25 protein-coding genes and 1 pseudogene are annotated in these 26,936 nt (G+C 40.4%); 17 read left to right on the top strand and 9 right to left on the bottom strand.

Annotation, left to right across the window (positions count from 1 at the left end; genetic code table 11):
- The first annotated feature begins 435 nt into the window (after positions 1 to 435).
- From ftsH2 to AC2D3N_RS07765, 5 genes and pseudogenes are all read left to right on the top strand, one after another.
- On the top strand, positions 436 to 2,319 hold the full coding sequence (gene ftsH2 / locus AC2D3N_RS07785) for an ATP-dependent zinc metalloprotease FtsH2 (RefSeq protein WP_484693268.1): 1,884 nt from the start codon (positions 436 to 438) through the stop codon (positions 2,317 to 2,319).
- Between the two features lie 189 nt (positions 2,320 to 2,508).
- Positions 2,509 to 3,819, top strand: coding sequence for an aminopeptidase P N-terminal domain-containing protein (locus AC2D3N_RS07780; protein WP_079676950.1), 1,311 nt, complete (start codon positions 2,509 to 2,511; stop codon positions 3,817 to 3,819).
- A 225-nt stretch (positions 3,820 to 4,044) separates the two neighbouring features.
- Entirely contained in the window at positions 4,045 to 5,187 is a 1,143-nt protein-coding gene (locus AC2D3N_RS07775) for an MGDG synthase family glycosyltransferase (protein ID WP_079676951.1), read from the top strand.
- Positions 5,188 to 5,314: 127 nt separating this feature from the next.
- A pseudogene (locus AC2D3N_RS07770) lies at positions 5,315 to 5,965 on the top strand (family 1 glycosylhydrolase); the annotation flags it as partial.
- A 30-nt stretch (positions 5,966 to 5,995) separates the two neighbouring features.
- Entirely contained in the window at positions 5,996 to 6,820 is an 825-nt protein-coding gene (locus tag AC2D3N_RS07765) for a family 1 glycosylhydrolase (protein ID WP_484693741.1), read from the top strand.
- 170 nt (positions 6,821 to 6,990) lie between these two features.
- Here AC2D3N_RS07765 and AC2D3N_RS07760 read toward each other — a convergent pair whose 3' ends face one another.
- Positions 6,991 to 7,377, bottom strand: a complete 387-nt coding sequence (locus tag AC2D3N_RS07760; protein WP_079676953.1) for a type II toxin-antitoxin system death-on-curing family toxin — start codon at positions 7,375 to 7,377, stop codon at positions 6,991 to 6,993.
- Complete coding sequence (locus AC2D3N_RS07755; RefSeq protein WP_079676954.1) at positions 7,374 to 7,655, bottom strand: hypothetical protein; 282 nt, start codon at positions 7,653 to 7,655, stop codon at positions 7,374 to 7,376. The genes AC2D3N_RS07760 and AC2D3N_RS07755 overlap by 4 nt, the downstream gene beginning before the upstream one ends.
- Positions 7,656 to 7,847: 192 nt before the next feature.
- Between AC2D3N_RS07755 and AC2D3N_RS07750 the strand changes: the two genes are divergently transcribed.
- Positions 7,848 to 8,543 carry a hypothetical protein gene (locus AC2D3N_RS07750; RefSeq protein ID WP_484693267.1) on the top strand — a complete coding sequence of 232 codons (696 nt, stop codon included), beginning with the start codon at positions 7,848 to 7,850 and terminating at the stop codon, positions 8,541 to 8,543.
- A 53-nt stretch (positions 8,544 to 8,596) separates the two neighbouring features.
- Positions 8,597 to 8,923 carry a sugar ABC transporter ATP-binding protein gene (locus tag AC2D3N_RS07745; protein ID WP_484693266.1) on the top strand — a complete coding sequence of 109 codons (327 nt, stop codon included), beginning with the start codon at positions 8,597 to 8,599 and terminating at the stop codon, positions 8,921 to 8,923.
- A gap of 75 nt (positions 8,924 to 8,998) precedes the next feature.
- On the opposite strand, the gene AC2D3N_RS07740 is transcribed toward AC2D3N_RS07745, so the two are convergent.
- From AC2D3N_RS07740 to AC2D3N_RS07725, 4 genes are all read right to left on the bottom strand, one after another.
- A complete protein-coding gene (locus AC2D3N_RS07740; RefSeq protein WP_079676956.1) occupies positions 8,999 to 9,256 on the bottom strand; it encodes a gas vesicle protein GvpG in 258 nt (85 codons plus the stop codon).
- Between the two features lie 11 nt (positions 9,257 to 9,267).
- Positions 9,268 to 10,005 carry a gas vesicle protein GvpF gene (gene gvpF / locus AC2D3N_RS07735; RefSeq protein ID WP_484693265.1) on the bottom strand — a complete coding sequence of 246 codons (738 nt, stop codon included), beginning with the start codon at positions 10,003 to 10,005 and terminating at the stop codon, positions 9,268 to 9,270.
- A gap of 126 nt (positions 10,006 to 10,131) precedes the next feature.
- On the bottom strand, positions 10,132 to 10,593 hold the full coding sequence (locus AC2D3N_RS07730; RefSeq protein WP_484693264.1) for a gas vesicle protein K: 462 nt from the start codon (positions 10,591 to 10,593) through the stop codon (positions 10,132 to 10,134).
- 67 nt (positions 10,594 to 10,660) lie between these two features.
- Positions 10,661 to 12,193, bottom strand: a complete 1,533-nt coding sequence (locus tag AC2D3N_RS07725; RefSeq protein WP_484693263.1) for a SagB/ThcOx family dehydrogenase — start codon at positions 12,191 to 12,193, stop codon at positions 10,661 to 10,663.
- A gap of 280 nt (positions 12,194 to 12,473) precedes the next feature.
- Here AC2D3N_RS07725 and AC2D3N_RS07720 point away from each other — a divergent pair, with 280 nt between their 5' ends.
- From AC2D3N_RS07720 to AC2D3N_RS07710, 3 genes are all read left to right on the top strand, one after another.
- The gene (locus AC2D3N_RS07720) at positions 12,474 to 12,737 is read left to right on the top strand and encodes a type II toxin-antitoxin system Phd/YefM family antitoxin (RefSeq protein ID WP_079676960.1); all 264 of its coding nucleotides are present in this window, start codon (positions 12,474 to 12,476) and stop codon (positions 12,735 to 12,737) included.
- Positions 12,721 to 12,978, top strand: a complete 258-nt coding sequence (locus tag AC2D3N_RS07715) for a Txe/YoeB family addiction module toxin (protein ID WP_079676961.1) — start codon at positions 12,721 to 12,723, stop codon at positions 12,976 to 12,978. The genes AC2D3N_RS07720 and AC2D3N_RS07715 overlap by 17 nt, the downstream gene beginning before the upstream one ends.
- 186 nt (positions 12,979 to 13,164) lie before the next feature.
- Positions 13,165 to 13,638, top strand: coding sequence for a hypothetical protein (locus tag AC2D3N_RS07710; RefSeq protein WP_484693262.1), 474 nt, complete (start codon positions 13,165 to 13,167; stop codon positions 13,636 to 13,638).
- Positions 13,639 to 13,684: 46 nt separating this feature from the next.
- Here the strand turns inward: AC2D3N_RS07710 and AC2D3N_RS07705 are convergent, their stop codons facing one another.
- The 3 genes from AC2D3N_RS07705 to AC2D3N_RS07695 form a co-directional block, all read right to left on the bottom strand.
- Positions 13,685 to 14,920: a GTPase family protein gene (locus AC2D3N_RS07705; protein ID WP_484693261.1), complete on the bottom strand. Its 1,236-nt coding sequence runs from the start codon at positions 14,918 to 14,920 to the stop codon at positions 13,685 to 13,687.
- A gap of 100 nt (positions 14,921 to 15,020) precedes the next feature.
- Entirely contained in the window at positions 15,021 to 15,935 is a 915-nt protein-coding gene (locus AC2D3N_RS07700; protein WP_484693260.1) for an ROK family protein, read from the bottom strand.
- A 71-nt stretch (positions 15,936 to 16,006) separates the two neighbouring features.
- Positions 16,007 to 16,294 carry a hypothetical protein gene (locus tag AC2D3N_RS07695; protein WP_026797985.1) on the bottom strand — a complete coding sequence of 96 codons (288 nt, stop codon included), beginning with the start codon at positions 16,292 to 16,294 and terminating at the stop codon, positions 16,007 to 16,009.
- Between the two features lie 451 nt (positions 16,295 to 16,745).
- On the opposite strand from AC2D3N_RS07695, the gene carB reads away from it, so the two are divergent.
- The 7 genes from carB (at position 16,746) to AC2D3N_RS07660 (ending at position 26,930) form a co-directional block, all read left to right on the top strand.
- Positions 16,746 to 19,979, top strand: a complete 3,234-nt coding sequence (gene carB, locus AC2D3N_RS07690; RefSeq protein ID WP_079676965.1) for a carbamoyl-phosphate synthase large subunit — start codon at positions 16,746 to 16,748, stop codon at positions 19,977 to 19,979.
- A gap of 617 nt (positions 19,980 to 20,596) precedes the next feature.
- Positions 20,597 to 21,928 (top strand): urea ABC transporter substrate-binding protein, encoded by a 1,332-nt coding sequence (gene urtA / locus AC2D3N_RS07685; RefSeq protein WP_484693259.1) that lies wholly within the window; start codon positions 20,597 to 20,599, stop codon positions 21,926 to 21,928.
- A gap of 139 nt (positions 21,929 to 22,067) precedes the next feature.
- Positions 22,068 to 23,231 carry an ABC transporter permease subunit gene (locus AC2D3N_RS07680; RefSeq protein WP_079676967.1) on the top strand — a complete coding sequence of 388 codons (1,164 nt, stop codon included), beginning with the start codon at positions 22,068 to 22,070 and terminating at the stop codon, positions 23,229 to 23,231.
- On the top strand, positions 23,228 to 24,406 hold the full coding sequence (gene urtC / locus AC2D3N_RS07675) for an urea ABC transporter permease subunit UrtC (protein ID WP_079676968.1): 1,179 nt from the start codon (positions 23,228 to 23,230) through the stop codon (positions 24,404 to 24,406). The genes AC2D3N_RS07680 and urtC overlap by 4 nt, the downstream gene beginning before the upstream one ends.
- Positions 24,407 to 24,410: 4 nt before the next feature.
- Positions 24,411 to 25,160: an urea ABC transporter ATP-binding protein UrtD gene (gene urtD, locus AC2D3N_RS07670; protein ID WP_079676969.1), complete on the top strand. Its 750-nt coding sequence runs from the start codon at positions 24,411 to 24,413 to the stop codon at positions 25,158 to 25,160.
- Between the two features lie 289 nt (positions 25,161 to 25,449).
- Positions 25,450 to 26,151 carry an urea ABC transporter ATP-binding subunit UrtE gene (gene urtE, locus AC2D3N_RS07665; protein WP_079677380.1) on the top strand — a complete coding sequence of 234 codons (702 nt, stop codon included), beginning with the start codon at positions 25,450 to 25,452 and terminating at the stop codon, positions 26,149 to 26,151.
- Positions 26,152 to 26,282: 131 nt separating this feature from the next.
- Positions 26,283 to 26,930, top strand: a complete 648-nt coding sequence (locus AC2D3N_RS07660; RefSeq protein ID WP_079676972.1) for an ABC transporter ATP-binding protein — start codon at positions 26,283 to 26,285, stop codon at positions 26,928 to 26,930.
- Positions 26,931 to 26,936: the final 6 nt, after the last annotated feature.

Below are 26,936 nucleotides of genomic sequence, written 5' to 3'. Positions count from 1 at the left end.
CGGAATATGTTACCTCACGGAGATTCAAAATATATAATGCCTTATCTGTTGCCCATTTTATCTACTTTCAAGAAACCGACAACAATCAGTCAAATCTAGGATTTTGAGTTCTTTCTGGAGAGAACCACAGAAGCAACCGAGTCTAGTAAACCCCGTAATTACTATAGTTACTGGGTTGTGCTCAATTGAAAACCACATTAATGACCAAAAATAACAACTTTTGAGTCTTCTGCCCACATTCAGGTCTTACCGGAAATCTTGTTGAAGGCCCTATGGATGCACCCATGATTTTATTCTATGGTTTCCCTAGCTATTACCACAATTTTAAGGAGGTCAGTTGCCTGATACCGAAATATTACGTTAAATTTAGTTAAGATTATGAATAACAAAGAGCGATCGCAGATTCTATATTCCACACCATAGGCAACGCAATTTATGAAAACATCCTGGAAAACCATAATTCTTTGGACTTTACCCGCCTTAGTCATCGGGTTTTTTGTCTGGCAGGGAGCTTTTGCCACAGCCCCCGCAGAATTCGGCAAAAACACCGCCAGCACCCGTATGAGCTATGGTCGTTTCTTAGACTATTTGAATGCGGGTCGTGTGACCAGTGTAGAACTGTATGATGGCGGACGCACCGCTATTGTGGATGCGATCGATCCCCAACTCGATAACCGAGTGCAAAAACTGCGGGTGGACTTGCCCAATAACGCCCCGGAATTGATCGCCCGGTTAAGAGAGTCCCAAATTAGTTTTGATACCCACCCTCCTCGGAATGATGGAGCGCTGTGGGGACTGTTGGGAAATCTGATCTTCCCGATTTTATTAATTGCTGGTCTATTTTTTCTGTTCCGTCGGTCGAATAATGTTCCAGGTGGCCCGGGTCAAGCCATGAACTTTGGCAAGTCCAAAGCTAAATTTCAAATGGAAGCCAAAACCGGAGTTTTATTTGATGATGTGGCTGGGGTAGAAGAAGCCAAAGAAGAATTGCAAGAAGTCGTTACTTTCTTGAAAAAACCGGAAAAGTTTACCGCCGTCGGCGCGAGAATTCCTAAAGGGGTGTTATTAGTCGGCCCTCCAGGGACGGGTAAAACTTTATTAGCTAAAGCGATCGCCGGGGAAGCCGGAGTTCCCTTTTTCAGTATCTCCGGTTCGGAATTTGTGGAAATGTTTGTGGGTGTAGGGGCGTCCCGGGTGCGTGACCTGTTCAAAAAAGCCAAGGAAACCGCTCCTTGTATCGTTTTTATCGATGAAATTGATGCCGTCGGTCGTCAACGGGGGGCCGGAATTGGCGGGGGAAATGATGAACGGGAACAAACCCTAAACCAATTATTAACGGAAATGGATGGGTTTGAGGGCAATACCGGAATTATTATTATTGCGGCGACCAACCGCCCGGATGTTCTCGACTCTGCCCTCCTACGTCCGGGTCGGTTTGACCGTCAAATTACCGTGGACGCGCCGGATATTAAGGGCCGTTTAGCGGTCTTGGAAGTGCACGCCCGCAATAAGAAAATTTCCGAGGAAGTGTCCTTAGAAGCGATCGCCCGTCGGACTCCGGGGTTCACCGGGGCTGACCTAGCCAACTTGCTGAACGAAGCGGCAATTTTAACCGCCCGCCGTCGCAAAGAAGGCATGACTATGATCGAAATTGATGATGCGGTGGATCGGGTGATTGCCGGGATGGAAGGAACGCCCTTAATTGATGGCAAGAGCAAACGATTAATTGCTTACCACGAAGTCGGTCATGCGATCGTCGGAACCCTGCTTAAAGAGCATGATCCGGTGCAGAAAGTCACCTTAATTCCCCGGGGTCAAGCCCAGGGTTTAACTTGGTTTATGCCCGATGAGGATCAAGGGTTGATTTCCCGTTCCCAAATCCTAGCCCGGATTACTGGAGCTTTGGGCGGTCGGGCGGCTGAAGATATCATTTTTGGTGATTCGGAAGTAACAACGGGCGCTGGGGGCGATTTACAGCAGGTTGCGGGCATGGCACGGCAGATGGTCACTCGTTACGGAATGTCGGATTTAGGGCCTTTGTCCTTAGAATCTCAACAGGAAGTGTTCCTCGGTCGGGACTTTGCGACTCGCACGGAATATTCTAATGAAATTGCCTCTCGCATTGATGGTCAAATTCGCAGCATTGCCGAACATTGCTATCAGCAAGCCTGCCAAATTATTCGGGAAAACCGGGCCGTGATTGATCGCTTAGTCGATCTTTTAATTGAAAAAGAAAGTATCGACGGCGATGAATTTCGGCAAATTGTCGCCGAGTACACAGAAGTTCCTGAAAAAGAACGGTTTGCTGCGGTAATTTAATCTGAATTTCAGTCACAATTCACTTAAAATTAACAAGGGTAAAGCAATTGCTTACCCTTGTTTTTTATCACCCGTAGTAAGCCCTTTAGGGCTGTCTTTCACAAGGTCTAAAAATCTTGTAGTAAGCCCTTCAGAGCTTTCTGCTTCTGAGGCGTGAACGCCTCACTACAATTTTAGGAGATATAAAAGATGATTACTCAAACAGAATATCGGCAACGACGGGAACAATTAATGGCAAATATTAGGCAGGGAACTGCCATTTTTAGAAGTGCGCCCATGGCAGTTATGCACAATGATGTGGAATATAATTTTCGCCAAGATAGTGATTTTTTCTATTTAACGGGGTTTAATGAAGCGAATGCGGTTGCTGTTTTTGCCCCTCACCATGAAGAACATAAATTTGTTTTATTTGTCCAACCGCAAGACCCAGAAAAAGAAACTTGGTCAGGTTATATTACGGGAGTAGAAAAAGCTAAAGAACTTTATGGAGCGGATGAAGTTTATCCGATTCATGAATTAGATGAAAAATTGCCCCAATATTTAAAAAAAGCTGACCGGATTTATTATCGTTTAGGACGGGATGAAAAATTTAATGAAAAGATTTTAAAACATTGGCAAAAACTATTAAGAGTTTATCCTAAACATGGCACGGGGCCGATTGCGATTGAGGATGTTTGTAATATATTACATCCTATCCGTTTAATTAAAAGCGAAACGGAATTAGAGTTAATGCGCAAAGCGATAGAAATATCAGTAAAAGCCCATAACCATTCCCGGGAATTTGCCCAACCCGGACGTTATGAGTATGAAATTCAAGCGGAAATTGAACATATTTTTGGTTTAAATGGGGGAACTATTGCCTATCCTTCGATTGTGGCATCGGGAAAAAATGCTTGTATTTTGCATTATGTAGAAAATAATTGTCAAATACAAAATAATGATTTATTGTTAATTGATGCGGGATGTTGTTATCAATATTATAATGGAGATATTACCCGAACTTTTCCCGTTGGTGGTAAGTTTACACCGGAACAAAAAATTATTTATGAATTAGTTCTGAAAGCCCAATTAGCCGCCATTGAACAAGTTAAACCCGGAAATCCTTATAAAAATATTCATGATGTGGCGGTGCGGGTGTTGGTGGAAGGGTTAATGGATTTAGGGTTATTAGTTGGGGATATTGAGGAAATTATTAAGGAAGAAAAATATAAGCCTTTTTATATGCACAGAACTGGACATTGGTTAGGGTTAGATGTCCATGATGTGGGGGTCTATCAATGGGGTGAAAATCCTCAACCCTTGCAACCTGGAAATATATTAACAGTTGAACCGGGTATCTATATTTCTCCTAATATCAAACCCGTTGAAGGACAACCGGAAGTTCCCGAATGTTGGCGGGGAATTGGGGTAAGAATTGAGGATGATGTCTTAGTAACTTCCGGCGGGTATGAAGTTTTAAGTGCCGGAGTTCCTAAGTCTGTGGAAGCGATGGAAACATAATTTAACCCTAGGTGTAGGGGCAATTGATGAATTTCCCCTACTGTAGTTTTTCGGTGCTGATCATGCTAAATTATTCGATATTACTCTAAGCACCCAAACATAATTATTTACATATTTCTAATTTCCTGTTCCCTGTTCCCTGTTCCCTGTTCCCTGTTCACTTTTTTAACTCGGTAATTTATTGTGCACAAGCACTTACTAAAAAACGACAAATTTTAATTAATTATGACCCATATTTTGATCTTATCTTCTTCTTTGGGGGCTGGACATAATAGTGCCGCCCAAGCCTTAAATCAGGCTTTTTCCCAGTTTCCAGATGTTACCGTTACGGTAGAAGATGCTTTAGAGTATGCTAGTTCTATTTATCGGAATGCCGTTACCAGTATTTATAAACAATTGAGCGAAAAAGCTCCTCAAATTTATCGGGCTTATTATGAAGGGACGGATTTAGGAGATTTAGAACGGTCTTTAGAATTAAATATTGTAACGGCAAAAATAGAACGGGTTTTTTTTAGAAAACTACGACATTTGATTGAAGAAGTTAATCCCGATGCTATTGTTTGTGTTCAGCAAATTCCTAGTCGTTTATTACAATTATTAGAAGAAGAAGAACGTATTTCCAAACCCCATTATGTTGTGATTACAGATGTTATTGCTCATAGTAGTTGGATTAATAAAGAAGTGGATGGTTATTATTTACCCAATGATTTAACAACGGATTTTCTGATTAAACGAGGAGTTGACCCGGCAATTCTTCATGTTACTGGAATCCCGATTAAACTTGAAGTATTAGAATCTAAATCGCAAGTTGAAATGCGAGAACGTTATCAACTCAAAACAGATAAACCTGTAGTTACAATATTTGGCGGGGGATTACATTATAAACGAGTGCGTTTAATGGTTTCTCAATTGATGGACACCTTAGAACTAGGAACATTAATTGTAGCCGCAGGACGGAATGAACAATTGTTAGACTCGTTAACAGAATTAAACTCTACCCCAGAAACGGAACTCCGAAAATTAGGATTAGTTGATTATGTTGATGATTTAGTTGTTGCAAGTGATTTAGTGATTACGAAAGCGGGGGGATTAATTATGAGTGAAGTTTTAGCCCGAGGAAAACCCATGATTATTGTAGACCCATTTCCAGGTCAAGAAGAATGGAATGCCGATTTAATCGTGGCTGCGGGGGCGGGAGTGCAGTTAAGATTACCGGAAATGGTCGCCCATTGTGTAAAGTTTTTGTTAAATCACTCAGAAAGACTATCCCAAATGCAGGCATCCGCTTTAGAATTAGGAGAACCTCGGGCGGCTCTGAATATTGCTGAAAATATTTTATCACAAATCACAATAGGTAATGGGGAATAGACAATGGTTTTTAGGAATAGATAGAATGGTGGTTATTGAATAATCATTACTCCTATTGGAACAATCTAAAAATAAATTTACACCGCCTGTTTCTGGCTATAAATCAACAAAAGGAGATTAAATTTTGATGAGTAAAAATAACTTTTTATGGGGCGTTGCTACGTCTGGATATCAAAGTGAAGGAGGTTATAATGGTGTGGGACAACCTCAAAATAACTGGTCAGAAAGTGAACAAAAAGGCAAGGTAATGAGAACTGGAAACGCTTCTGAATTTTGGACGCGCTACCAGGAAGATTTTTCTAATTGTCAAGAATTAGGATTAAATTCTTTCCGCTTAAGTTTAGAATGGAGTCGAATTCAACCTACAATAACCCCCGAAATTTCTCCTGCCCCAAATTATAATTTTAAGGTCTTAGATGACTATGCAAAACGCATTGCTACCTGTCGTCAATATGGCTTAGAACCCATTGTTACTTTACATCATTTTACCCATCCCGCCTGGTTAGGAATAGATGCTTGGTTATCCTCAGAAACCATAGATGGTTTTATTGATTATGTGACGGTAAGTGTTACCCATATTAATCAACGTTTAACTGACTATCACCAACAGCCACCGATTCATTGGTATATTACCATTAATGAACCTAATATTTTAGTCCTGAATACCTATTTAAGTCGTCAATTTCCCTCTGGAACTTTTACCGGAATTAAAGCAGTTTGGCGAGCTTATAATCATTTATTAGCGGCTCATATTCGGGCTTATAATTCTATCCATGATATTTATGAAAAATATGGCTGGAACCAACCTATGGTGACTTTAAATACCTATTGCAGTGATTTATATTGGTCAGAAAAAGTAATTTGGGATTTGTTAGGCGCCCAGGAAAAAGAAATAAAACCCAAGGAAATCAGAGATTATGTTTATGCCCAAGCCAAACATTTAGAAACATCTTTGCGTCGAGCTTCTTTACCCTTTCAAAAAGATATTCCCTATCAACTGGGACGGTTAGCTCGTTGGACGGGGAATAGGGTTGGTCATCGGACTTTTGACCTTAAACATTTAGACTATTATTGGCAAGAATTAATCCTATCTCCTCGGCCAAAAGTCTATGATTATCTAGCAATTGATTATTATGATCCTTTTATTGCCCATACCTTCCGTTTACCGTCTTTTTCTGATTTTGAATTTAAAACTAAAGGGTTGAGAAATTGGTTAATGACGGGAATTATGAGTAAATGGTGGGACTGGCGAGCGCTCCCGGAAGGATTATCTTTTTTCTGTAAATATTATGCTCAGGAATATAATCTTCCGATTTTAATTGCGGAAAATGGCATGGCGTTACGTCGAAAACCCGATAATAGTATCGCCACTCGGCGCTCTGACCAACTGCATCGCAGCCAATTTTTAGAAGCCCATGTTCGTCAAATTCAACATTTATTACAGGAAAATATTCCGATTTTGGGTTATATGCACTGGTCATTAACGGATAATTATGAATGGGGGTCTTATACCCCTAGGTTTGGGTTATTTAGTATTAATTTTCATCGTGGAACAGAACGGGAAATTGAGGATCATTTAGGCGATCGCCCTTCGGAAACCTATGCTAAACTGATTAGAGAGATGCAATCCTAAAATTAAGGGTGACTAATATTTAATCTTCAGGTTTAAATATTAGTCACCCTCAAGATATTATCGCAATAGACATGGCTATACAGATAACGGATAGGATAGGTTATTATTGATCGACGTGCACCTTGCAAAAATAGACTTTAATAGCGATCGCTATTTTTTCCAGTTTATTATCATATAGTCATAGAATTTTTTCTTAACCATTGGGCTAAAGATTCCTGAGTTTGTTGGTCAGTTGCTAACTGTTCCATCATTTGCACAACCTCGATTTCGGGAACTTCCAGCAAATAGTCATTGACTAACAAAAAAGTTGCCATAACTACAAAAGCAGTGCGTTTATTACCATCAATAAATGGATGGTTTTTAGCCAAACCATAACCATAAGCCGCAGCTAGGTCAAATAAATCAGGTTGACCGTAAGCAAATAAATGTCTGGGTCTGGCTAAACTTGCAGAAAGGAGATTTTCATCCCTTATTCCTAAACTACCCCCATGCTGCTGAATTTGATACTGATGGATAACTTGAACAATTTCTTCAAAAATCCATAACGGTTCATTCACTTCGCTAATTCCCGTAACGCATTTTTATACTTCTCGCTAATAACTTGATAAGCTACTATTACCTTGTCAAATTCAGGCTGATCACAAGTTGAGGAATTATCCGAACCCGTCTTCTGTAATTGTTCAGGTAGTTTCCGGTGTAGTAAATCTATATACTTGCTATCTAAATCTCTAGCTTTTTGGGCAATAGAATTCAAAGAAGCTAGGGCTTCTGGTAACAATTCATCCGGTAACTCTTGGGCTAAGGTAACGATTTTTTGACGTATTTCTTGAGTCATGGTTATTGCCTATAATATTTTAAATTATCAGTCAAATTTTGGGATTATTAACCCGTCACCCCCTCAATTTAACACCTGGAAACCAAAACCACCAAAAACAGATGGGATAGGTTACAGTTGATTGACGCCCACCTTGCAAAAATAGACTTTTTAGTCAATATTGAAGATATTACCTTTGCTCAGATTCTATCCATGTCAGACTCAAACCCAAAGATTAATCCTCCTGAACGGGGATATCTGACGTTTCTAGTCCCCCTGGCGGTGGTTTTGTTTATCCTCCAGAAAGCATTCCCCTTAGCGATTTTAACCGTTGGGGGATGGGGGTCTTGGCGGGTGTGGAAATATTATCAACAGCGTCAACAGGAGCAGTTAGCGACCTTGGATGAGGTGTTTTATCGGTTAATTCGGGAAAACCAAGGACGAATTACGGCCTTAGATTTGGCCATGCACACCCAACAGTCGGGGACAAAAGTCCAGGAATATCTTGACCAACGGGCCACCGAATTCGCCGCCCAATATGAAATTACCGATGTGGGCGGGATGATTTACTATTTTCCCACCGCCCAACCTTCTCAGACCGTTGAACACCCCCTCCCGGTTGTTTCTCCAGAAAAACCTAATTCCGTGGTCTTATTTCCGGTCAACCCGGCATCTAGTTCTATTTTACCTGAAACCCTGAATCAGTCGGAACTTGCCCAACGGTTGGGGGTGCATCCGACTACCCTCAGCAAGTGGAAAACCAAACCGGAATTTTCTGACTGGAGTTATCAACGTGACCCCGATGCTATCTGTTGGAGTTATTCGGCGGAAACGAAACGGTTTTCTTCCCAAAAGTCTCACAAAAAAATTAGCAAAATTAGTGAGTTAATGAAGAAAAATAAAGTTTAGGACTTATACAAATTCAATTGTTACAATGAGTTCGTAGTTATACCCAAATTATTATGCGTCCTTTTCGTTCTCAACCTCCTATTTTACCAAAAATTAGCACCATGCCTCGCAGAAAAACCGAAGCAACGCTCTACCGAAATTTATATCAATTGGCGGTAGAGAAAAAACGGTTACAAGAGGAGTTAGAAAGTTTAGGACAACGCTTTGAAACCGTTACTCAACGTTTAGAACAAATTGAAACTCAAATCCAAGGGCTAGAAACCGACGTTAAACAAATTGCTCAACCGAAACCCCCAGAAACCAAAACGACCCAACCTCCGACTTCCACTCCTCCTAAATCTAAACCCGGTTCTGTTTCAACTTTCACTTTAGACTATTAATTGGACGGGAGAATAGAAAAAAAATTGATAATTGAGGGAAACACAAAGACACGAAGGATGGGAAAGGATCATAATTTAGTCTATTTCATCTTCTTCTTGGTTTGCTTCATCTTCTAAAGCTTGAATTTGTAGTAATAATTCTTCTTCTTGAACTTCAAAATCTTCCTCTGGAATATCCCCCATATCAAAGGCTAACTGGAGCGCCAATAACCGCTTACCTAAATTTTCTTTGTCATCAAGTTCCGCTTCCGCCCTTTCTAGGAGTTGTTCCCCAATCCAGATTACACCTTCAAAGGGTGCTGTGATCGGAGAAAGTAATAATCGTAATACCATAACACCTCGGATTAAGGGTTGAGTTGGGCAAAATTAAACGGGGCTGTAAAGTTATTATAGCGAATTCGCAGGCGGTTATTAAAATAGTGATCTAGTTCTTCTATTTTATCTCCAAATTGGGGTTCCATATCCCAAGGAATTAAATAGGCTGCGTTATAAATCATGGCACTGGTTAAATTATCATTTTCGACAATTTCTTGTGCTAGGGGGTTTAATATCTGCTGAAATTTGCTGATAATTCCCTGTTGACGATCTTGCATCGCCCGTTCAATTTCTTGACCGATACCGATAATTTCATCCATACTCAGACGTTTACCTTCTAAGCTATCGCGTTTTTCCCTTAACCCTTGATTTTCTGTCATTAAAAGGTTTAATTCTTCGGTTTCTTCCCAAAATATTTTCACCCCAACTTCCCGTTTTCCTTCTAATTTATGAAACAATTCTTTTAACCGATCTTGATAGGGAACAATTAACTGCTCTTTCACATTCTCCCAATCTTTTACAATTAATCCAAATTGCAGGGGTAAAACCGTTCGATATCCATGTTGCATTACCTTTTCTAATACATCTTCATGGCCTAATAGGTTGCGCCGACTGGCTAAATAACGTTCTTGTTGAGTCTCGGAATATAAAAAGCTAAACTCATCAACGGGATGGGTTTGTATCGGTTGTTTATCTAACCCATGCAAGGCTAAAGGTCGCACTCGGTTAGTCGGTAAAATCCCATATAAATATAAACCATTTCCCATAATTAAACCCTATTAATTAAACCCGTCGGCTGTGTAAGCGATCGCACCAACACCTATTATAAACCTTAACGTCAACTCTCCAATATAGAAGGGAACACCGCAACACCAGAGAAAATGATACAAGAGTTAGAGAGGTTTGGAGGTTAGGACTAATCTTAGTTTTGCATGAATTAAGTTCAGTTGTGCTAACCCTAAATCTACACTTCCCTCGACCACAATTCCTGTATTCATTAACCGATCTAATAATTCCAAAATCGAAGGATTTTGTGTGGTTTCCCCTGGATAATAGCTTCCTGATTTGGGTAATAATGTTCCAAATTCCGATAACTCAATATTCAAGTCCGCCGGGTCTATTTCAAAGATTTCACATAGTTTTAATACCTGAATTTCTAATTGTTGTAAACTCTGTGCCGCCCGATCTAATTCTTCTTCAGTAAGGGTATTTCCTTCCATCCGTCGGATGACTTGGGCTTCCATTAACTGTCGAATTAATTCCACCAAAGTCAAAACCAATGGCGCTAAACCCGCATCTTTTCCAGAAGATTTCGGCGTAATAATGGTTTCTATCGAAGGTTCAGAAGATGACATTTGTTTAAAATGTTATGGTTGTAATATTTTATCGTAGGGGTTTGGTCTCCAAACCCTCTTTGCTTCTCTACCTGGGTCTACCTAATGTTGTAATATAAAGCACGGCTTCATCCGTAGGAATACCCAAAACTTCATTTACCTGATCATCAAAAAATCCCCCAATTCCACTCACGCCTAAACGCAAATAAAAAGCCCCTAAATTTAAGCGTTGTCCGAGATGACCGGCATCTAAGTGTAAATAGCGGTAAACCCGATCCCCATAATTGGCGATCGCTTTTTTCAAATCCGCCGTATGAAATAATACCGCCGCCGCATCCCGTCCTAAATCCTGTTGTAAACACAAATAGTACAACTCCTTGCGAAAATTCTTAAAGCGAATTTGCCTTAATTCTTGGGCTTTGGGAGCATAATAATAACATCCATCCTCTAAACCCGAGACTCCAGAAACTGCAATAAAAGTTTCAATTAAACTCAAATCAAAATAATCTGGAGAACCATCTAACCCTTGATGAATATAATGGTAAGGTTGATAGGTAAAATCTAAAAGGGCTAAAAGTTCATTTAACATGAGTTCAGCCCCATTATAATTGCGGGTAGATCGTCTTTTTAAAATGGTTTTTTCTAAACCTGATAGATTTTTACCCCAATCAATGGAACTCGTCACCGTTGAAATTTTTGTGCAAAATGGGAAATTATATTTATCTTCTAATATTTCGTCGGTTTCTAGGAGTTTCCAGCCTTGACTTCCCGAAGAATCCGTTTCTAATTTGGTAGATTCATGCAAATAAGCCAACAGTTTTCCATCGGGAATATTAGGGTAATCTATTTGAGTTTCAGAAGGTAAAGCTGTTCTCGAAATCGGTAAGTTTTCATTGATTTCTAATAAATCAGCTAGGGCTAAAACCGCGATCGCTCCTTCAGCATCCGTATCCAAATATAACAATTGATTCAGAATATCATCGGCAAATCCTCCAATTAAATGGGGTCGATAATCATTCATCGCCGCCATTAATTCAATATTACCTAATAAATGACCCGTATCTAAACAAATGCGCCGATAAGCCCGATCTTGATAGCGCCAAGCAGAACGGAAAAAAACCGCCGATGTGACTAATGCTAAATGGGTATTTTCTAATGCTGGATGCCAAAAACAAGCATCTCGTAAATCAGGCCAAACTTGATTTTCCCAAAATTGAACTAAAGCATGGGTTTGGGGTTGATAATGATATAAACCCGCAGGTAAAATCGCCGTCCCCCTGGAAATTAAATAAATTTCCGCCGGATACAAACCCCCCGCCGAAGGTGCCGCCCTCAGATAATGGACTCCCGCCGCCGTGGGGAGTTTGGCCGTTAAACCATAGCTATGCAGCAATAAATGGGACAAACGCTGCCAAAGTCGGATTTTAGGATCACTAGATGGGGCTTCGTCCGTGTCCCGTAGGTAGGGTTTAAGGTCAAAGACCGTGCCGATTTTATACTCTTTAAAGGGAATGGGCTGTTTTTCCCAGTCCAAGGTCTGACCTTTTAACCCTAGGGTTTCGGGGTCATATTTCGTGCGTTCATGGTAGTGTTGGGCAATGGATTTCGGAGATTCTGACATAAGATTAACCTGATGCAGAAGAATAACGCTTTTCTTTAGTGTAGACTTTTCTTTTCAGTTTCTTCCTATTTTCTGTAATTGATTTTTACCCCTCTGAACATTTTGGCGTCTGATACCCAAAACCTGACAGCCAATATCAATCTTGATTATAGCGTTTCAATCTGTAACTCCTTGATCACATTTGCGATCGGTGTTAATATTTTATTTAACAGTAATAATTATACTCTAGTCAAAAATATAAGATTTGGTAGAATTAATTTTATAGATTCAGAGAGGTTGAATGGAAATTTTAAGTGCAACTGAGGCTAAAGCTAATTTATTAAATTTGCTTGAACAGGTCAATCAAGATCATTTACCTAGAATGATTACCAGTCAAAATGGGGATGCTATTTTAGTTTCAAAAGAAGACTGGGAAAGTTTGCAAGAAACACTTTATTTACAATCTATTCCGGGTTTTGTGTCCGAAATCAAAAAAGCTGCACAGTCAAATGATTGGGTATCGGAAGAAGAGTTTATGAGGGCGTTAGATGCTGTGGAAGATTGAATTTAGCCGTGATGCTCTTAAAGATGTCAAAAAGTTGAAGTCTGCTAATTTGGAAAACAATGTGAAAAAATTGGTCGAGATATTAAAACAAAACCCCTATACTCCTCCTTATGAAAAGTTATCAGGAGATCTTCAAGGATACTATTCAAGGCGAATTAATATTAAACATCGTCTTGTCTATTCAATTGATGATATAACTAAAACGATTAGAGTTATTTCAGTTTGGTCACATTATGAATGAGATGAATTTCATGGATAAGGGTTTCAAGCTGAGTTCTATAATCGATTATCAATCTTGATTATAGCGTTTAAATCTGTAACTCCTTGATCACATTTGCGATCGGTGTTAGTATTTTATTTAACAGTAATAATTATACTCTACTCAAAAATACAGTGGTCGTAAGTCAAGGGGAGTAAAAGATTTAGAATGTTAAATCCTATTAATTTAATTCCAACCGCAATTCAAGGTTATAATGGGATTCAGATGTGGCATGAAAAACAAGCTAATCCGCCCCATCTTCCTGATAATGCTCTCTTGCTCTTTAAACGATTTAAAGATGCTTATGATACAAAAAATATTATTAAACTTGGTTTTACTATCTCAGATGATTATCGAGGAGATTTATATGGGGTTTCTACAAAACAGGAGTTTATCAGTAGCCAAAAACGAGTCTTTGATAATTTATCTGTAGTATCTCCTTGTTTGTCGATTAATGTTTACAGTATTATTGAAAATAGTAATGACGTATTTTCTGCAATTATTGATACTCAATCAAAAGCATCGGTTTTAGGAATTCCCCTGACAAATTATGATTCTGCCCCTATTCGTTGTGAAATTCGTCCTGAACAGGGGTTATGGGTGATTACGAAGATGTTTATTGAATGGCGATTAATTTCATAATGTAATAGTTTTAATGAAGTTTAACAAACAGTTTAGTAGATTTCAATTATAATGCTTCGCCTTGTTTCGCGTCTTGTAAGAAATATGCGATCGCAGTATCTCCTAAACCTTTTGTAGCAATTGCACCTGCACCAGCAGAAAGTACACTACCAAAACCTGGCACAAACTTCAAGCCAATATCAGCAATAGCAATCATTCCTGCATTTGCGCCAATACCTACCCCCGAAGTAACAACAAAGTCTTTAACTGTTTGTTCTGAAAACTCACGACCACTTAGCCAACCAATATACATAACCATAAAAGTTTGAATAGTTGCAACGGGTAGAATTGCAGAACCTGGAATGGGGTTTGCGGAAACAATACCAGAAATAGCTACACAAGCACTAACAACAGTCCTGGCAATGCCAAGTTGAAATTCTTGAAAATGTGCCATCCGAGCCAAAGATCCCCTTGTTTCTTGTGGGGTATATTGAATCATTTTTTCTGTTAATTGGTTGATATTCCAACGCTCATCTGTGTCAGGAATTATTAAACCGTTTCTTCCCTCTTCATATTTAGCATAAGCAACAGTTGGAATAACACCCTTGACATGAGGACGCAAGTTTTCTCTTGTTTGCAAATAGCCGTAAAAATTTGTGACTTCTTCTTGAATATTCTGATTTTTTGTTTCATTGTCCGTGGGTAACCAAACTTTAGGAGGATCTAATTCATCACATTTAGTTAACACTCCAATGATTGGCAACTCGCGTTTATATTGTTTCTTAATCTCTTTGATAATTGATTCACAAATATTGAGGTCTTCTTGACTAGCACTGTGAACTTCAGTTGCTTTACAGACGAAAAGGATTACGTCTGGGCATTTTTGATGAATCGCTTGCATAATACTTTCATAAGCTGTTGTAGCTGAATCATCCTGTATTGGAGCTTGAGCATCTTGTAAACCTCTTGTATCCAACAGATGCAATAAATCAATCCCATCGTGATAATAGTCCTTCCATTCAGCCTTACCTGTTTGTGGCTTTGTATGACTAACTTCGGCTACTTTTAAACCACAAATCGCATTAATTAAAGATGATTTACCAGACCTAGACCGCCCAATTACCATAATTCTTGGAGGTCGCAATCCTAACATCACAGAATGCAGATTGTTGAGATTTTCTTGTAAATCTGATTTAAACGGAAAAATCTTAGGAATTTTATCGATAATATCTGTCAACGCTATTATTATTGCTTCATTACGCTTTAAAGCTTGTAGTTGATTTCTATCCTGCTCAATAGCCATATAGGGACTCCCATTATTTAAAAGCTACTAAAGCATATTTTAGCACACATTAATTTAATGTATTAACTATTTATAATTTGAAAAAGTTATAAAATCATGACTATTCAACTTGATCCTCAATCTTAACAAACTTCTGAAACGCTAATTTTGCCGCCCCAATCATTCCCGCTTGATTTCCTAATTCCGCAATTAATATTTCTAACCCCTCCCTGGAACTGAATAATACTCTTTGTTCTAATTCCGCTTTCATCGCAGGCAAAAATAAATCAGCCCCCGCACTAATTCCCCCACCTAAAATGATCGCTTCTGGAGTTAAAACATAAATTAAATTCCCTAATCCTATCCCTAATAACTTGCCATATTCTTGCCAATATTCGATCGCTTTTTCATCCCCTGCTAAGGCTTTTTCCGCTAATTCTGCGGGTTCTAATCCCGTATCCCGGCGAATAGCTTGAACTGAAGTATATTGTTCTAAAGAACCCCGATTTCCACTATTACAAACAGGGCCATCAAAATTAAGACTAATTAATCCTAATTCCGCCGCCGCCCCTTGATGTCCGACAAATAATTCCCCATTTAAAATAATCGCCCCGCCTACCCCAGTTCCTAAAGTTAATAAAATTAAATTTTGAAACCGTCGCCCCGCCCCTAACCACGCCTCCCCTAACCCCGCACAATTAGCATCATTCGCTAAAATCACAGGTAAACCCGTTTTTTCCTCTAACCAATTAGCTAAGGGAACATCCTGCCATCCGGCCAAATTAATCGCTACTTTGGCAATTTTTCCCGTCCCATCCACAGGCCCAGGAGTTCCCAATCCAATTGCTACAATATTATTGACATTTTGCCTAATTTGTGCTACAGCCCCAACTATTGCTACTAACACCGCTTCCGGTGTCGCCGGTTGAGGAGTGGGAACCGTTAAGGACTGATAACAAGTTCCGTCGGGTGCAAAACAGCCCAATTTTATCGCTGTCCCACCCAAATCGATCCCAATAACTTGCACTGTGTTCACTTCTCGTAGTAAGCCCTTTAGGGCTTTCTCATTAACATCAATAATTGAATAAGCCCTGAAGGGCTTACTACTTAAATATCGGGTTCATCAACCATGCGACGGTCAATACTGGAGTTGAAAACGGGTTCCACCCGAATAGCCTTAATCGCACTCGGACGAACAACCATATATTCTTTAGCATTATTATCTTCTGCCCGTTGTTTGATGGGAACATTGACAAATTCGGTACTATCAAATTTGGGCAGTAAAACTTTGTTGTACCACACCTGAAAGTCTTGCATCGTGGGAAACTTAATTTCTTCTCGATGACCCCCCTCAATCATGATGTGAACCACATATTCATCGGGCGTTCTGGGCATAATGACTCGCAGCTAAAAACAGATTGGCTAAACTGACAGGATGTTAACCATTTGCTCTTAGTCTCTCATCAATTGTCGATAAAGTCTACTGACCCAATCATTACAAAAATTTACCAAAAATCGAAAAAAAAACCGGATTCCCCCTTGACAGGGCCGCGGATTCGCGAGAAGATACTTATAATATAATGGGGTGGTTGTAAAAATTTTAAAATTGCAACCACCCCATTATATTTAATTACCAATTAGCATACCACAGCGGCGCATCCGGTGGCAACCCCGAAAATTTAAAATTTTTGTAAAAAAAACAAAACTGGGATTTGTCAAGGTTTAATCAAACAGTTCACAAGAATATAAAGCGATATCCTTAAAATGTTTAGAGACTTAGGAGTAAGTTGTATACTCAATCCCGTTTAATGAAGCTAAACGTCAACTGATATACACAGAATTCATAATGCCGAAACGTACAGACATAAAGAAAATTTTGCTCCTGGGTTCTGGGCCGATTGTGATTGGACAAGCCTGTGAGTTCGACTATTCAGGAACTCAAGCCTGTAAAGCTCTGCGGGAAGAAGGCTATGAAGTGGTGCTAGTCAACTCCAACCCGGCAACAATTATGACTGACCCAGAAACGGCCGAACGCACCTATATTGAGCCTCTAGTTCCCGAAATCGTAGCCAAGGTAATCGAAAAAGAACGTCCCGATGCCCTATTACCCACCATGGGAGGTCAAACCGCCCTTAACTTAGCCGTGGCTTTAGCTAGAAATGGTACCTTAGAGAAATATGGCGTAGAACTGATTGGGGCTAAATTAGAAGCCATTGAAAAAGCCGAAGATCGGCAACTGTTCAAAGAGGCCATGGAAAAAATCGGAGTGGCCTGTTGCCCTTCGGGAATTGCCAATACCATGGGTGAAGCCCTCCAGGTGGGGCATCAAATTGGGAGCTACCCCTTAATTATTCGTCCCGCCTTTACCATGGGAGGCACAGGGGGTGGTATTGCCTATAACCAAGAAGAATTTGAAGAAATTGCCCAATCCGGTTTAGATGCGTCTCCCAATTCTCAAATTTTAATCGAACAATCCTTAATTGGTTGGAAAGAATATGAATTAGAGGTCATGCGGGATCTGGCTGATAACGTGGTGATTATTTGTTCGATTGAAAATATCGATCCCATGGGGGTACATACGGGGGATTCAATTACCGTAGCTCCCGCCCAAACCTTAACCGATAAAGAATATCAAAGATTGCGGGATGCTTCGATTAAAATTATCCGAGAAATTGGGGTAGAAACCGGGGGATCTAATATTCAATTTGCCGTTAATCCGGTGACCGGGGATTTTATTGTGATTGAGATGAATCCTCGGGTGAGTCGGTCTTCGGCCCTAGCTTCCAAAGCCACGGGATTCCCGATCGCTAAATTTGCGGCGAAATTATCCGTGGGATATACCTTAGATGAAATTAAGAACGATATTACTAAGAAAACCCCCGCTTCCTTTGAACCCACAATTGATTATGTGGTAACCAAAATTCCCCGGTTTGCCTTTGAGAAATTCCCCGGTTCAGAACCAGTTTTAACCACCCAAATGAAGTCCGTCGGGGAAGCGATGGCGATCGGTGGCACCTTCTGTGAATCCTTCCAAAAAGCCTTACGATCCTTGGAAACCGGGTTAGCAGGTTGGGGATGCGATCGCTCGGAAAAACTCGACCGTTTAGATCATATTCGCTCCGGTTTGCGCACACCGAATCCAGAACGAATTTTAACCGTTCGGAATGCGATGGTGTTAGGAATGACGGTGGAAGAAATCTATGAATTGACCGGAATTGATCCGTGGTTTTTAGATAAAATGCAGGAAATCTTAGAAACGGAAAAGTTCCTGAAACGCACTTCTTTACCTGAGCTAAAAGCCGATAAACTGTTAGCGGTAAAACGGCAAGGATTTAGCGATCGCCAAATTGCCTTTGCCACCAAAACCACGGAAGATGAAGTCCGAACCTATCGCAAAGGATTAGGGGTAAAACCCGTTTATAAAATGGTGGATACCTGTGCGGCGGAATTTGAATCAACCACACCCTATTATTATTCCACCTATTGGGAAGAAGACGAAATTTTACCCTCAACTAAACCCAAAGTCATGATTTTAGGCGGTGGCCCAAACCGCATTGGACAGGGGATTGAGTTTGATTATTGTTGTTGTCATGCCTCCTATTCTTTACGCGCGGATGGCTATGAAACGATTATGGTTAACTCGAACCCAGAAACCGTTTCCACCGACTATGATACGAGCGATCGCTTATATTTTGAACCGCTCACGAAAGAAGATGTTCTCAATATTATTGAAGCGGAAGAACCCGAAGGAATTATTATTCAATTCGGCGGTCAAACGCCGCTAAAATTAGCCTTACCTTTGCAACGAGCCTTAGAAAAATTACCCCTAAAAACCAAGATTTGGGGTACATCTCCCGACTCGATTGATATTGCCGAAGACCGAGAACGGTTTGAAAAGATTCTGCGGGAATTGAATATTTTGCAGGCTGAAAACGGCATGGCTCGCAGTTTCAAAGAAGCCCTAAAAGTGGCGCGCCGGATTGGATATCCAGTAGTTGTGCGTCCTTCCTATGTGTTAGGGGGACGGGCCATGGAAATCGTCTATTCCGATGAAGAATTGGAACGCTATATGCTGTTTGCGGTTCATGTCGAACCCGATCACCCCATTTTAGTCGATCAGTTCCTACAAAATGCCATAGAAGTTGATGTGGATGCGATCGCTGACCAACAGGGAAACGTGGTGATTGGGGGAATTATGGAACATATCGAACAGGCTGGAATTCACTCGGGAGATTCCGCTTGTTCGATTCCCTACCAAACCCTCTCGGAAGCCGCCATTACCACCATTCGCCGTCAAACCATTGAACTGGCCAAGGCGTTAAATGTGGTGGGGTTAATGAATATTCAGTTCGCGGTGCAGGGGGAAAATGTCTTTATTTTAGAAGCTAATCCCCGGGCGTCTCGAACCGTTCCCTTTGTCTCTAAGGCGATTGGGGTTCCCTTAGCCAAAATTGCTTCCCGGGTAATGTCGGGTAAAAGTTTAATTGAATTAGACTTTACCGAGGAAATCATTCCCACCTACGTTTCGGTCAAAGAAGCCGTCTTACCCTTTGCCAAATTCCCAGGTACGGATGTGCTCTTAGGGCCGGAAATGCGCTCTACGGGGGAAGTGATGGGCATTGATACCGAATTTGGCAAGGCCTTTGCCAAGGCAGAACTGGCCGCCGGACAGGTGTTACCCCTATCGGGGACGGTGTTTATTTCGGTGAATGAACGGGATAAACAGGCCATTGTCCCCGTGGTTCGGGATTTCTTGGCTTTAGGGTTTAAAGTTACCGCGACGATTGGGACTCGCAAAGTGCTTTGGGAAAATGACGTGAAAGTGGAGATGGAGTTGAAACTGCACGAAGGACGGCCGAATATTTTGGATGCTATCAAAAACCAGGCGGTGCAGTTGGCCATTATTACTCCTTCTGGGGAGGAGTCCCGCAGCGATGGGATTCTGATCCGTCGTTCGGCTTTGGCTTACAAAATCCCGATTATTACAACTATTGCTGGGGCTAAGGCGACGGTGGCGGCGATTCGTTCCTTAAAGTCTACTCCCCTGGAAGTGAAAGCGATTCAGGATTATTACGTCTAACCCTAATTAGTCCCCCCTCTCCTCACAGTCGAGGGGTTGGGGGAGAGGTCACACAGTTTTTCCTAGAGAATGAAACAGAGTCCTGCTGGTTAGGGGAGAACTGGGTTTAAATCCCCTTTGGTAAGGCTAGGGCTGTTTCATTCTGTTTAAAAATTGATTCTTTTTGATAACAATATAAAATCCTATGCAACAGCAACAAAATATTTAAGATGACGTAATTCCATGAACACAAAAAAGTTCGTATATTTTATAATTATATCTCTATACTTTTTAAGCATATATATCTCAAAAAAAATCGATACAAGCATGATATATTACCTAAATTACCAATCACATCAGGAGATGCTGGTCGGTAACCATTGTAAGTCCTGTTAATTCTGGATATTTTGTATTTTAGGTTACAATTTACCATGCCAAATTCCTCTAATATCCAAATCTTGAATAGGAAATTGCCCATCCCCATATATTCATCGAAGCGCAGTCAATTGTTGTTGATTTTTCAGCAATTTGACCTACTGCTCAATGTTTAAATTTAACCAATTTATGGTTATAGATAGGGTCAAGAAAACAGCCTATTATTTGGGCAAATTTTTAAGTAAAATTACTAAATACTCATAGTGAAAAAAAATTTCGGTAGACGCAAATTCTTAGTTTATGGTTCGGCAGCCTTTGGCAGTACCCTGTTCCTCAAAGGGTGCGCCAACTCTGCTAACAATAATACCACGAGTTCAACCCCAACCTCAACCGCAACCCCAACCTCAACCCCCAGCGGTGGTGGCGATACAATTAAGGTGGGAATTCTTCACTCCTTAAGTGGAACGATGGCAATTAGTGAAACTACCGTTGTGGAAGCCGAAAAGTTGGCAATTAAAGAAATTAACGCCAATGGTGGGGTGCTTGGTAAACAAATTGAAGCCGTAGTTGAAGATGGTGCTTCTGACTGGCCGACTTTTGCCGAAAAAGCTCAAAAATTAATCGACCAAGATAAAGTCGTTACTGTTTTTGGTTGCTGGACATCTGCCAGTCGGAAGGCGGTAAAAGATGTATTTGAATCGAGAAATCATATGTTATGGTATCCGGTTCAATACGAAGGTCAAGAATGTTCTAAAAACATTTTTTATACCGGAGCCGCCCCGAATCAACAAATTGAACCCGCCGTACAATGGTTATTTGATAATAAAGGTAAGGAATTTTTCTTAGTAGGCTCCGACTATGTTTTTCCCCGCACGGCTAACAATATTATTAAGGAACAGTTAATAGCTATTGGTGGCACAACCGTAGGGGAAGATTATTTACCTCTAGGGAATACGGAAGTTACCCCAATTATTACTAAAATTAAACAGGCATTACCCAATGGCGGTGTGATTTTTAATAGTTTGAATGGAGATAGTAATGTAGCCTTCTTCAAACAGTTACAAGGGGCGGGAATGACCCCGGAAAAATATCCGGTGATGTCGGTCAGTATTGGGGAAGAAGAAGTCCGACAAATTGGTAAAGACTTCCTTTTGGGTCACTATGCCGCTTGGAACTATTTCCAAACCGTTGACACTCCCACTAATAAGAAATGGGTAGAAGCGTTTAAAGCTGAATATGGGCCAGACCGGGTAACTAATGACCCGATGGAAGCCGCTTATTTGATGGTCTATTTGTGGAAACAGGCCGTAGAAAAAGCTGGAACTGCTGATGATTTAGAGAAGGTTAGATTGGCAGCTATCGGTCAAAGTTTCGATGCTCCTGAGGGCAAAGTGACGATGTTCCCCAACCATCATATTTCTAAAACCGTGCGGATGGGACAGGTACGGGATGATGGATTATTTAATATTGTTTGGGCAACGGAAGGCCCCGTTGATCCGATTCCCTGGAACCAATTTGTTCCGGCGACCAAGGGCTTTGGTTGTGACTGGACTGATCCCAAGAAAGGGGAAAAATACAAAATGGGAACGACATAATTAATCAATTTTAATCCCCAAATTATATCCCCCTAGCTCCCAGTTTTAAGGGGGATTAGAGTTAAAGAGACAGTGAATTCTTTTCCTCCGGTTTTCCCTATTCCCTGTTCCCTGCTACAATTTGGAGTTTTTCCTAAAAATGCAAGATTTATTAACTGCCATCTTTAATGGAATTAGCATTGGTTCGGTGCTGTTAATGGCAGCATTAGGACTAGCAATTGTCTTTGGACTTATGGGTGTGATTAACCTCGCCCATGGGGAACTAATTATGTTAGGAGCCTATACAACCTTTGTGGTTCAAAATATCTTCAGACCCCTAGGAGAACCGCTGTTTAGCACCTACATTATTTTTGCCATTCCCATTGCTTTTATCGTCACAGCCCTGGCGGGATTAGCCTTAGAAAGAGGGGTGATTAGATTTCTGTATGGAAGACCCTTAGAAACCTTATTAGCAACTTGGGGTGTGAGTTTGATTTTGCAACAACTGGTTCGCAGTGTGAGTACCACCTTTGTGATCGGAATTGTTATATTTTGCCTGCTATTTTTTGGCGGATTATGGGTACTACGTCGTCGTCCTAATTGGGATAATATTCAACGGTGGGCAGTTTCCGTTTTATTCCTATTATCATCAGGAATAGGTCTGACAATCGGATTAATTATTGGGCAAAGTCAAAAAGCCCTATCAAAACCTTGGTTTAGTGCCAGAAATGTCGATGTTAGCACCCCACCTTGGTTGCGAGGGGGATTAGAATTAGGCTCTGTTCAAATTCCCTATGCCCGGGTTTTTATTATTGTTCTAACCATACTTTGTTTAATCGGAATTTATTGGTTTTTCAATAAGTCTAATTGGGGATTAAGGATTCGTTCTGTCACCCAAAATCGTACCATGAGTGCCTGTTTAGGGATTCCCACCGATACCGTTGATGCCCTAACCTTTGCCATCGGTTCAGGACTTGCCGGAATTGCCGGATGTGCGATTACATTATTAGGTTCGGTCGGCCCCAATACTGGACAAAATTATATCGTGGATACCTTTATGGTGGTGGTGGTGGGAGGGGTAGGAAATCTCCTCGGGACTGTGATTGCTTCCTTTGCCATTGGTGTTACCAGTTATTTAATCGGTTCAGGAACTCTGGCTCTATTATTAACCAACATGAACGCCGCGCCTTTCTTTGTTAACTTTTTCAACTTTTTTGCCACAACCAGTATGGCAAAAGTATTAGTTTTCGTATTAATTATTGCCTTTTTACAAGTTAAACCATCAGGAATCTTTCCACAGAAAGGGAGAACAGCCGAACTATGAACAATGATATTATTCTACCTCAAACCAAGAAGCAGAAACATCAAAAGAAGCTGATTGAAGGGGCAATAATTATGGGACTTGGCTTGTTTTTTGCCATAATTATGCCCTTAATCTTACCCACCTTTCGGTTACAATTATTGGGTCGATTTCTCGCCTTAGCGATCGCAGCATTAGGAATTGATTTAATCTGGGGATATACAGGATTATTGAGTTTAGGACATGGGATCTTTTTTGCATTAGGGGGTTATGCCCTAGCCATGTACCTAAAATTGCAACTACCCTCGGGAGAAATCCCCGATTTTTTTACTCTCTACGGAGTCAATGATTTACCCTGGTTATGGAAACCCTTTTATTCCTTCCCTTTCACTCTATTTGCAGTAATTATTATTCCGGGGATTGTTGCCGGATTATTAGGCTATTTAGTCTTTAGAAATCGAATTAAAGGGGTTTATTTTTCAATTATTACCCAAGCCGCGTTAATCGTTTTCTTTAACTTCTTTAATGGTCAACAACAACTGATTAATGGAACCAACGGGTTAAAAACAGAAACAGATAAGATCTTCGGATTTGTTGTCGGTTCTGCCCCGGTTCAGTTGGCGTTTTATGAAATCACAATTCTGTTTTTAATTGCTACCTATTTACTCTGTCGTTGGCTAACCAGTGGACGATTTGGTAATTTATTAATAGCGATTCGAGATGATGAATTTCGGTTGAGATTCTCCGGTTATAATCCCACTTGGTTTAAGGTTTTAGTCTTTTCGATTTCGGGAGCATTTGCCGGAATTGCAGGGGCTTTGTACACTGTCCAAACCGGAATTATTACGCCCAATGCCATGGATGTTGCCTTTTCCATTGAAATGGTGATTTGGGTAGCCGTGGGAGGGCGAGGAAGTCTAATTGGGGCAATTTTAGGAACCATATTAGTGCGGTTAGGAAAAACCGTATTAAGTGAACAATTCCCCGAAGTTTGGCTATTTTTTCAAGGGGCATTATTCTTAATTGTTGTTACCATATTACCCGATGGCATTGTGGGATGGGTCAGAAACTTTAGTTTTGATCAAGTTCGTGCCTTATTCGGATTTCCTAAACCCGTGGAGACCTATCCCCGTTTAGAAGAAGACCCAGAAATTAAGTTAGAAAGAGAAGAACTTGAACGGAAAATAACCAAAGATTAAAACCATGAGTGCTAAAATTTTAGAAATTAATGATGTCACCGTCAGTTTTGATGGATTTAAAGCCCTCAATCACTTAACATTTAGTATGGATGTGGGGGAATTGCGAGTCATTATTGGCCCAAATGGAGCGGGCAAAACCACGTTTTTAGATGTAATTACGGGCAAAGTTCAACCCACGAGCGGACAGGTATTTTTTAAAGGGCGTAATTTAACCAAAATGCCCGAATATCAAATTGCTTGTTTTGGAGTTGGGCGAAAATTTCAAACCCCGAGAATTTATCTGAATTTAACCGTTAGAGATAATTTAGATTTGGCTTGTAACCGCAATAAAAATGTTTTTCCGACCTTATTTCAACGGACTACAGGGGCAGAAATTAGAAACGTTGCGGGACTTTTAGATACCATTGGGTTAATTGCTAAAGCAGATTTTCCGGCGGCGTTACTCTCCCACGGGGAAAAACAACGTTTAGAAATTGGGATGTTAGTCGCCCAATCTCCCGATTTATTATTAGTAGATGAACCGGTTGCCGGACTCACGGATGAAGAAACAGAAAATGTGGGAAATTTGCTGTTAGCATTAGCAGAAAGTCACTCGATTATTGTGATTGAACATGATATGGAATTTGTCCGACAAATTGCCAGAACAGTAACGGTTTTACATCAAGGTTCGGTATTGTGTCAAGGGGATATGGATGAAGTGCAAAATGATCCTCGGGTGATTGAGGTTTATTTGGGAAAACAAGAGGAGGAGTAATCAACTGCACTGCATTGAAACGCTATATTTTAGGGAGCCCGGATGTTCCCACTACTGGGAATTGGCAATTTTCTGATCACAAAAAGTTAAGTGACTATATAGAATGCCGCTTAGAGAGTTTCAACTTTAAATTTTTTAATCACCCAATTTAAGCCATAGCCTGCGAACAGGCATATAATTGGCATGATTGGGTGTTGGTATAATTCCTAACAACATTAAAGCGAGGATTGGCAAAATGATCGGAATTACAGAAGGAGCGGTTATGGAATCTGTAGCACCGCCGGATATTATGTTAAAAGTATCTGGATTGAATGTTTATTATGGGGAAAGTCATATTTTACGCGATGTAGATTTAAGCGTTACCCCTGGACAAATGGTTTGTTTAATTGGGCGGAATGGGGTGGGAAAAACCACTTTATTAAAAAGTATTATGGGATTACTCAAACCCAAAACCGGGGAGATTTATTTTCAAGGTCAACCGATTACTAAAGTTGCCACGGATAAACGGGCTAGATTAGGAATTGGTTATGTTCCCCAAGGACGGGAAGTTATTCCCCGGGTGACGGTGAAGGAAAATCTATTATTAGGGTTAGAAGCATTACCCAAAAGACCGAAAGGAAAACCAGAAATTCCTGATGAAATTTTTGAATTATTCCCCGTTTTAAAAACTATGTTATCTCGGATGGGAGGGGATTTAAGTGGCGGACAACAACAACAATTAGCTATTGCTAGGGCGTTGATGGGAAAACCACAATTATTAGTTTTAGATGAACCCACAGAAGGGATTCAACCTTCAATTATTTTAGAAATTGAAGCGGCAGTACGGGGAATTATTCAAACAACAGGAATTTCGGTTTTATTAGTCGAACAACACTTACATTTTGTTCGTCAAGCTGACCGTTATTATGCGATGCAAAAAGGTGGAATTGTGGCTTCCGGTGCAACAAAAGATTTAAGTCAAGAAGTCATCCAACGATTTTTGGCGGTGTGACTTGTTTCCTGAGCTTTATTTCCTAGAAGTTGTTCCGCTTCTTGCTGCGAATAAAAATAAGGAATTACTTATAATTGTATCAATCACTTTAAGTTTTTGATAGAATAGAAAAGTATAATTCCTAATATCCAATGAGCCAATTATCAGCGATTAATCTTGGTCGTAAAATTCAATCTCGATGGGTTTGGCGAGGGGTTGATTTGGTGTTATCCCCTGGGATGTGTTTGGGTTTAGTCGGGGCGACAGGAACCGGAAAAACCCTGTTAATGCGAGCATTGGCGGGGTTAGATCCCTTTGATGAGGGGGAAATTCAACTGGGAAGTCGCCCTTTAACCCAATGTTATATCCCTCAATATCGTTCTTTAGTTATTTACTTACATCAACGTCCAGTATTATTAGAAGGAACTGTAGAAACAAATTTAAAAAGGGTTTATGATCTATTAGTTCATCGTCAAAAATATTACAATCCGCAACGGGTAGAAAACTGGTTTTTAGATGTGGGGCGATCGCCTGATTTTCTCCAACAATCTACTCAAAATCTATCAGGAGGAGAAACACAATTAGTGGCATTAATTAGAGGATTACAATTAGATCCATTAGTGTTATTATTAGATGAACCCACCGCCTCTTTAGATCCTAGAACCACGCAACAAGTTGAGTCTTTAATTCAACGTTGGTTAACTGAAAACCCAGAACGAGCTTGCATTTGGACAAGTCATGATCCTAAACAATTGCGTCGGGTAACTCAAGTTCAACAAGAATTACTTTCTGATCAATAATTATAT

Source organism: Planktothrix sp. PLAVEN19ND, from assembly GCF_057220675.1.
The sequence above is the reverse complement of the archived record's forward strand: the minus strand, read 5'-3'. Positions and strand labels throughout refer to the sequence as shown.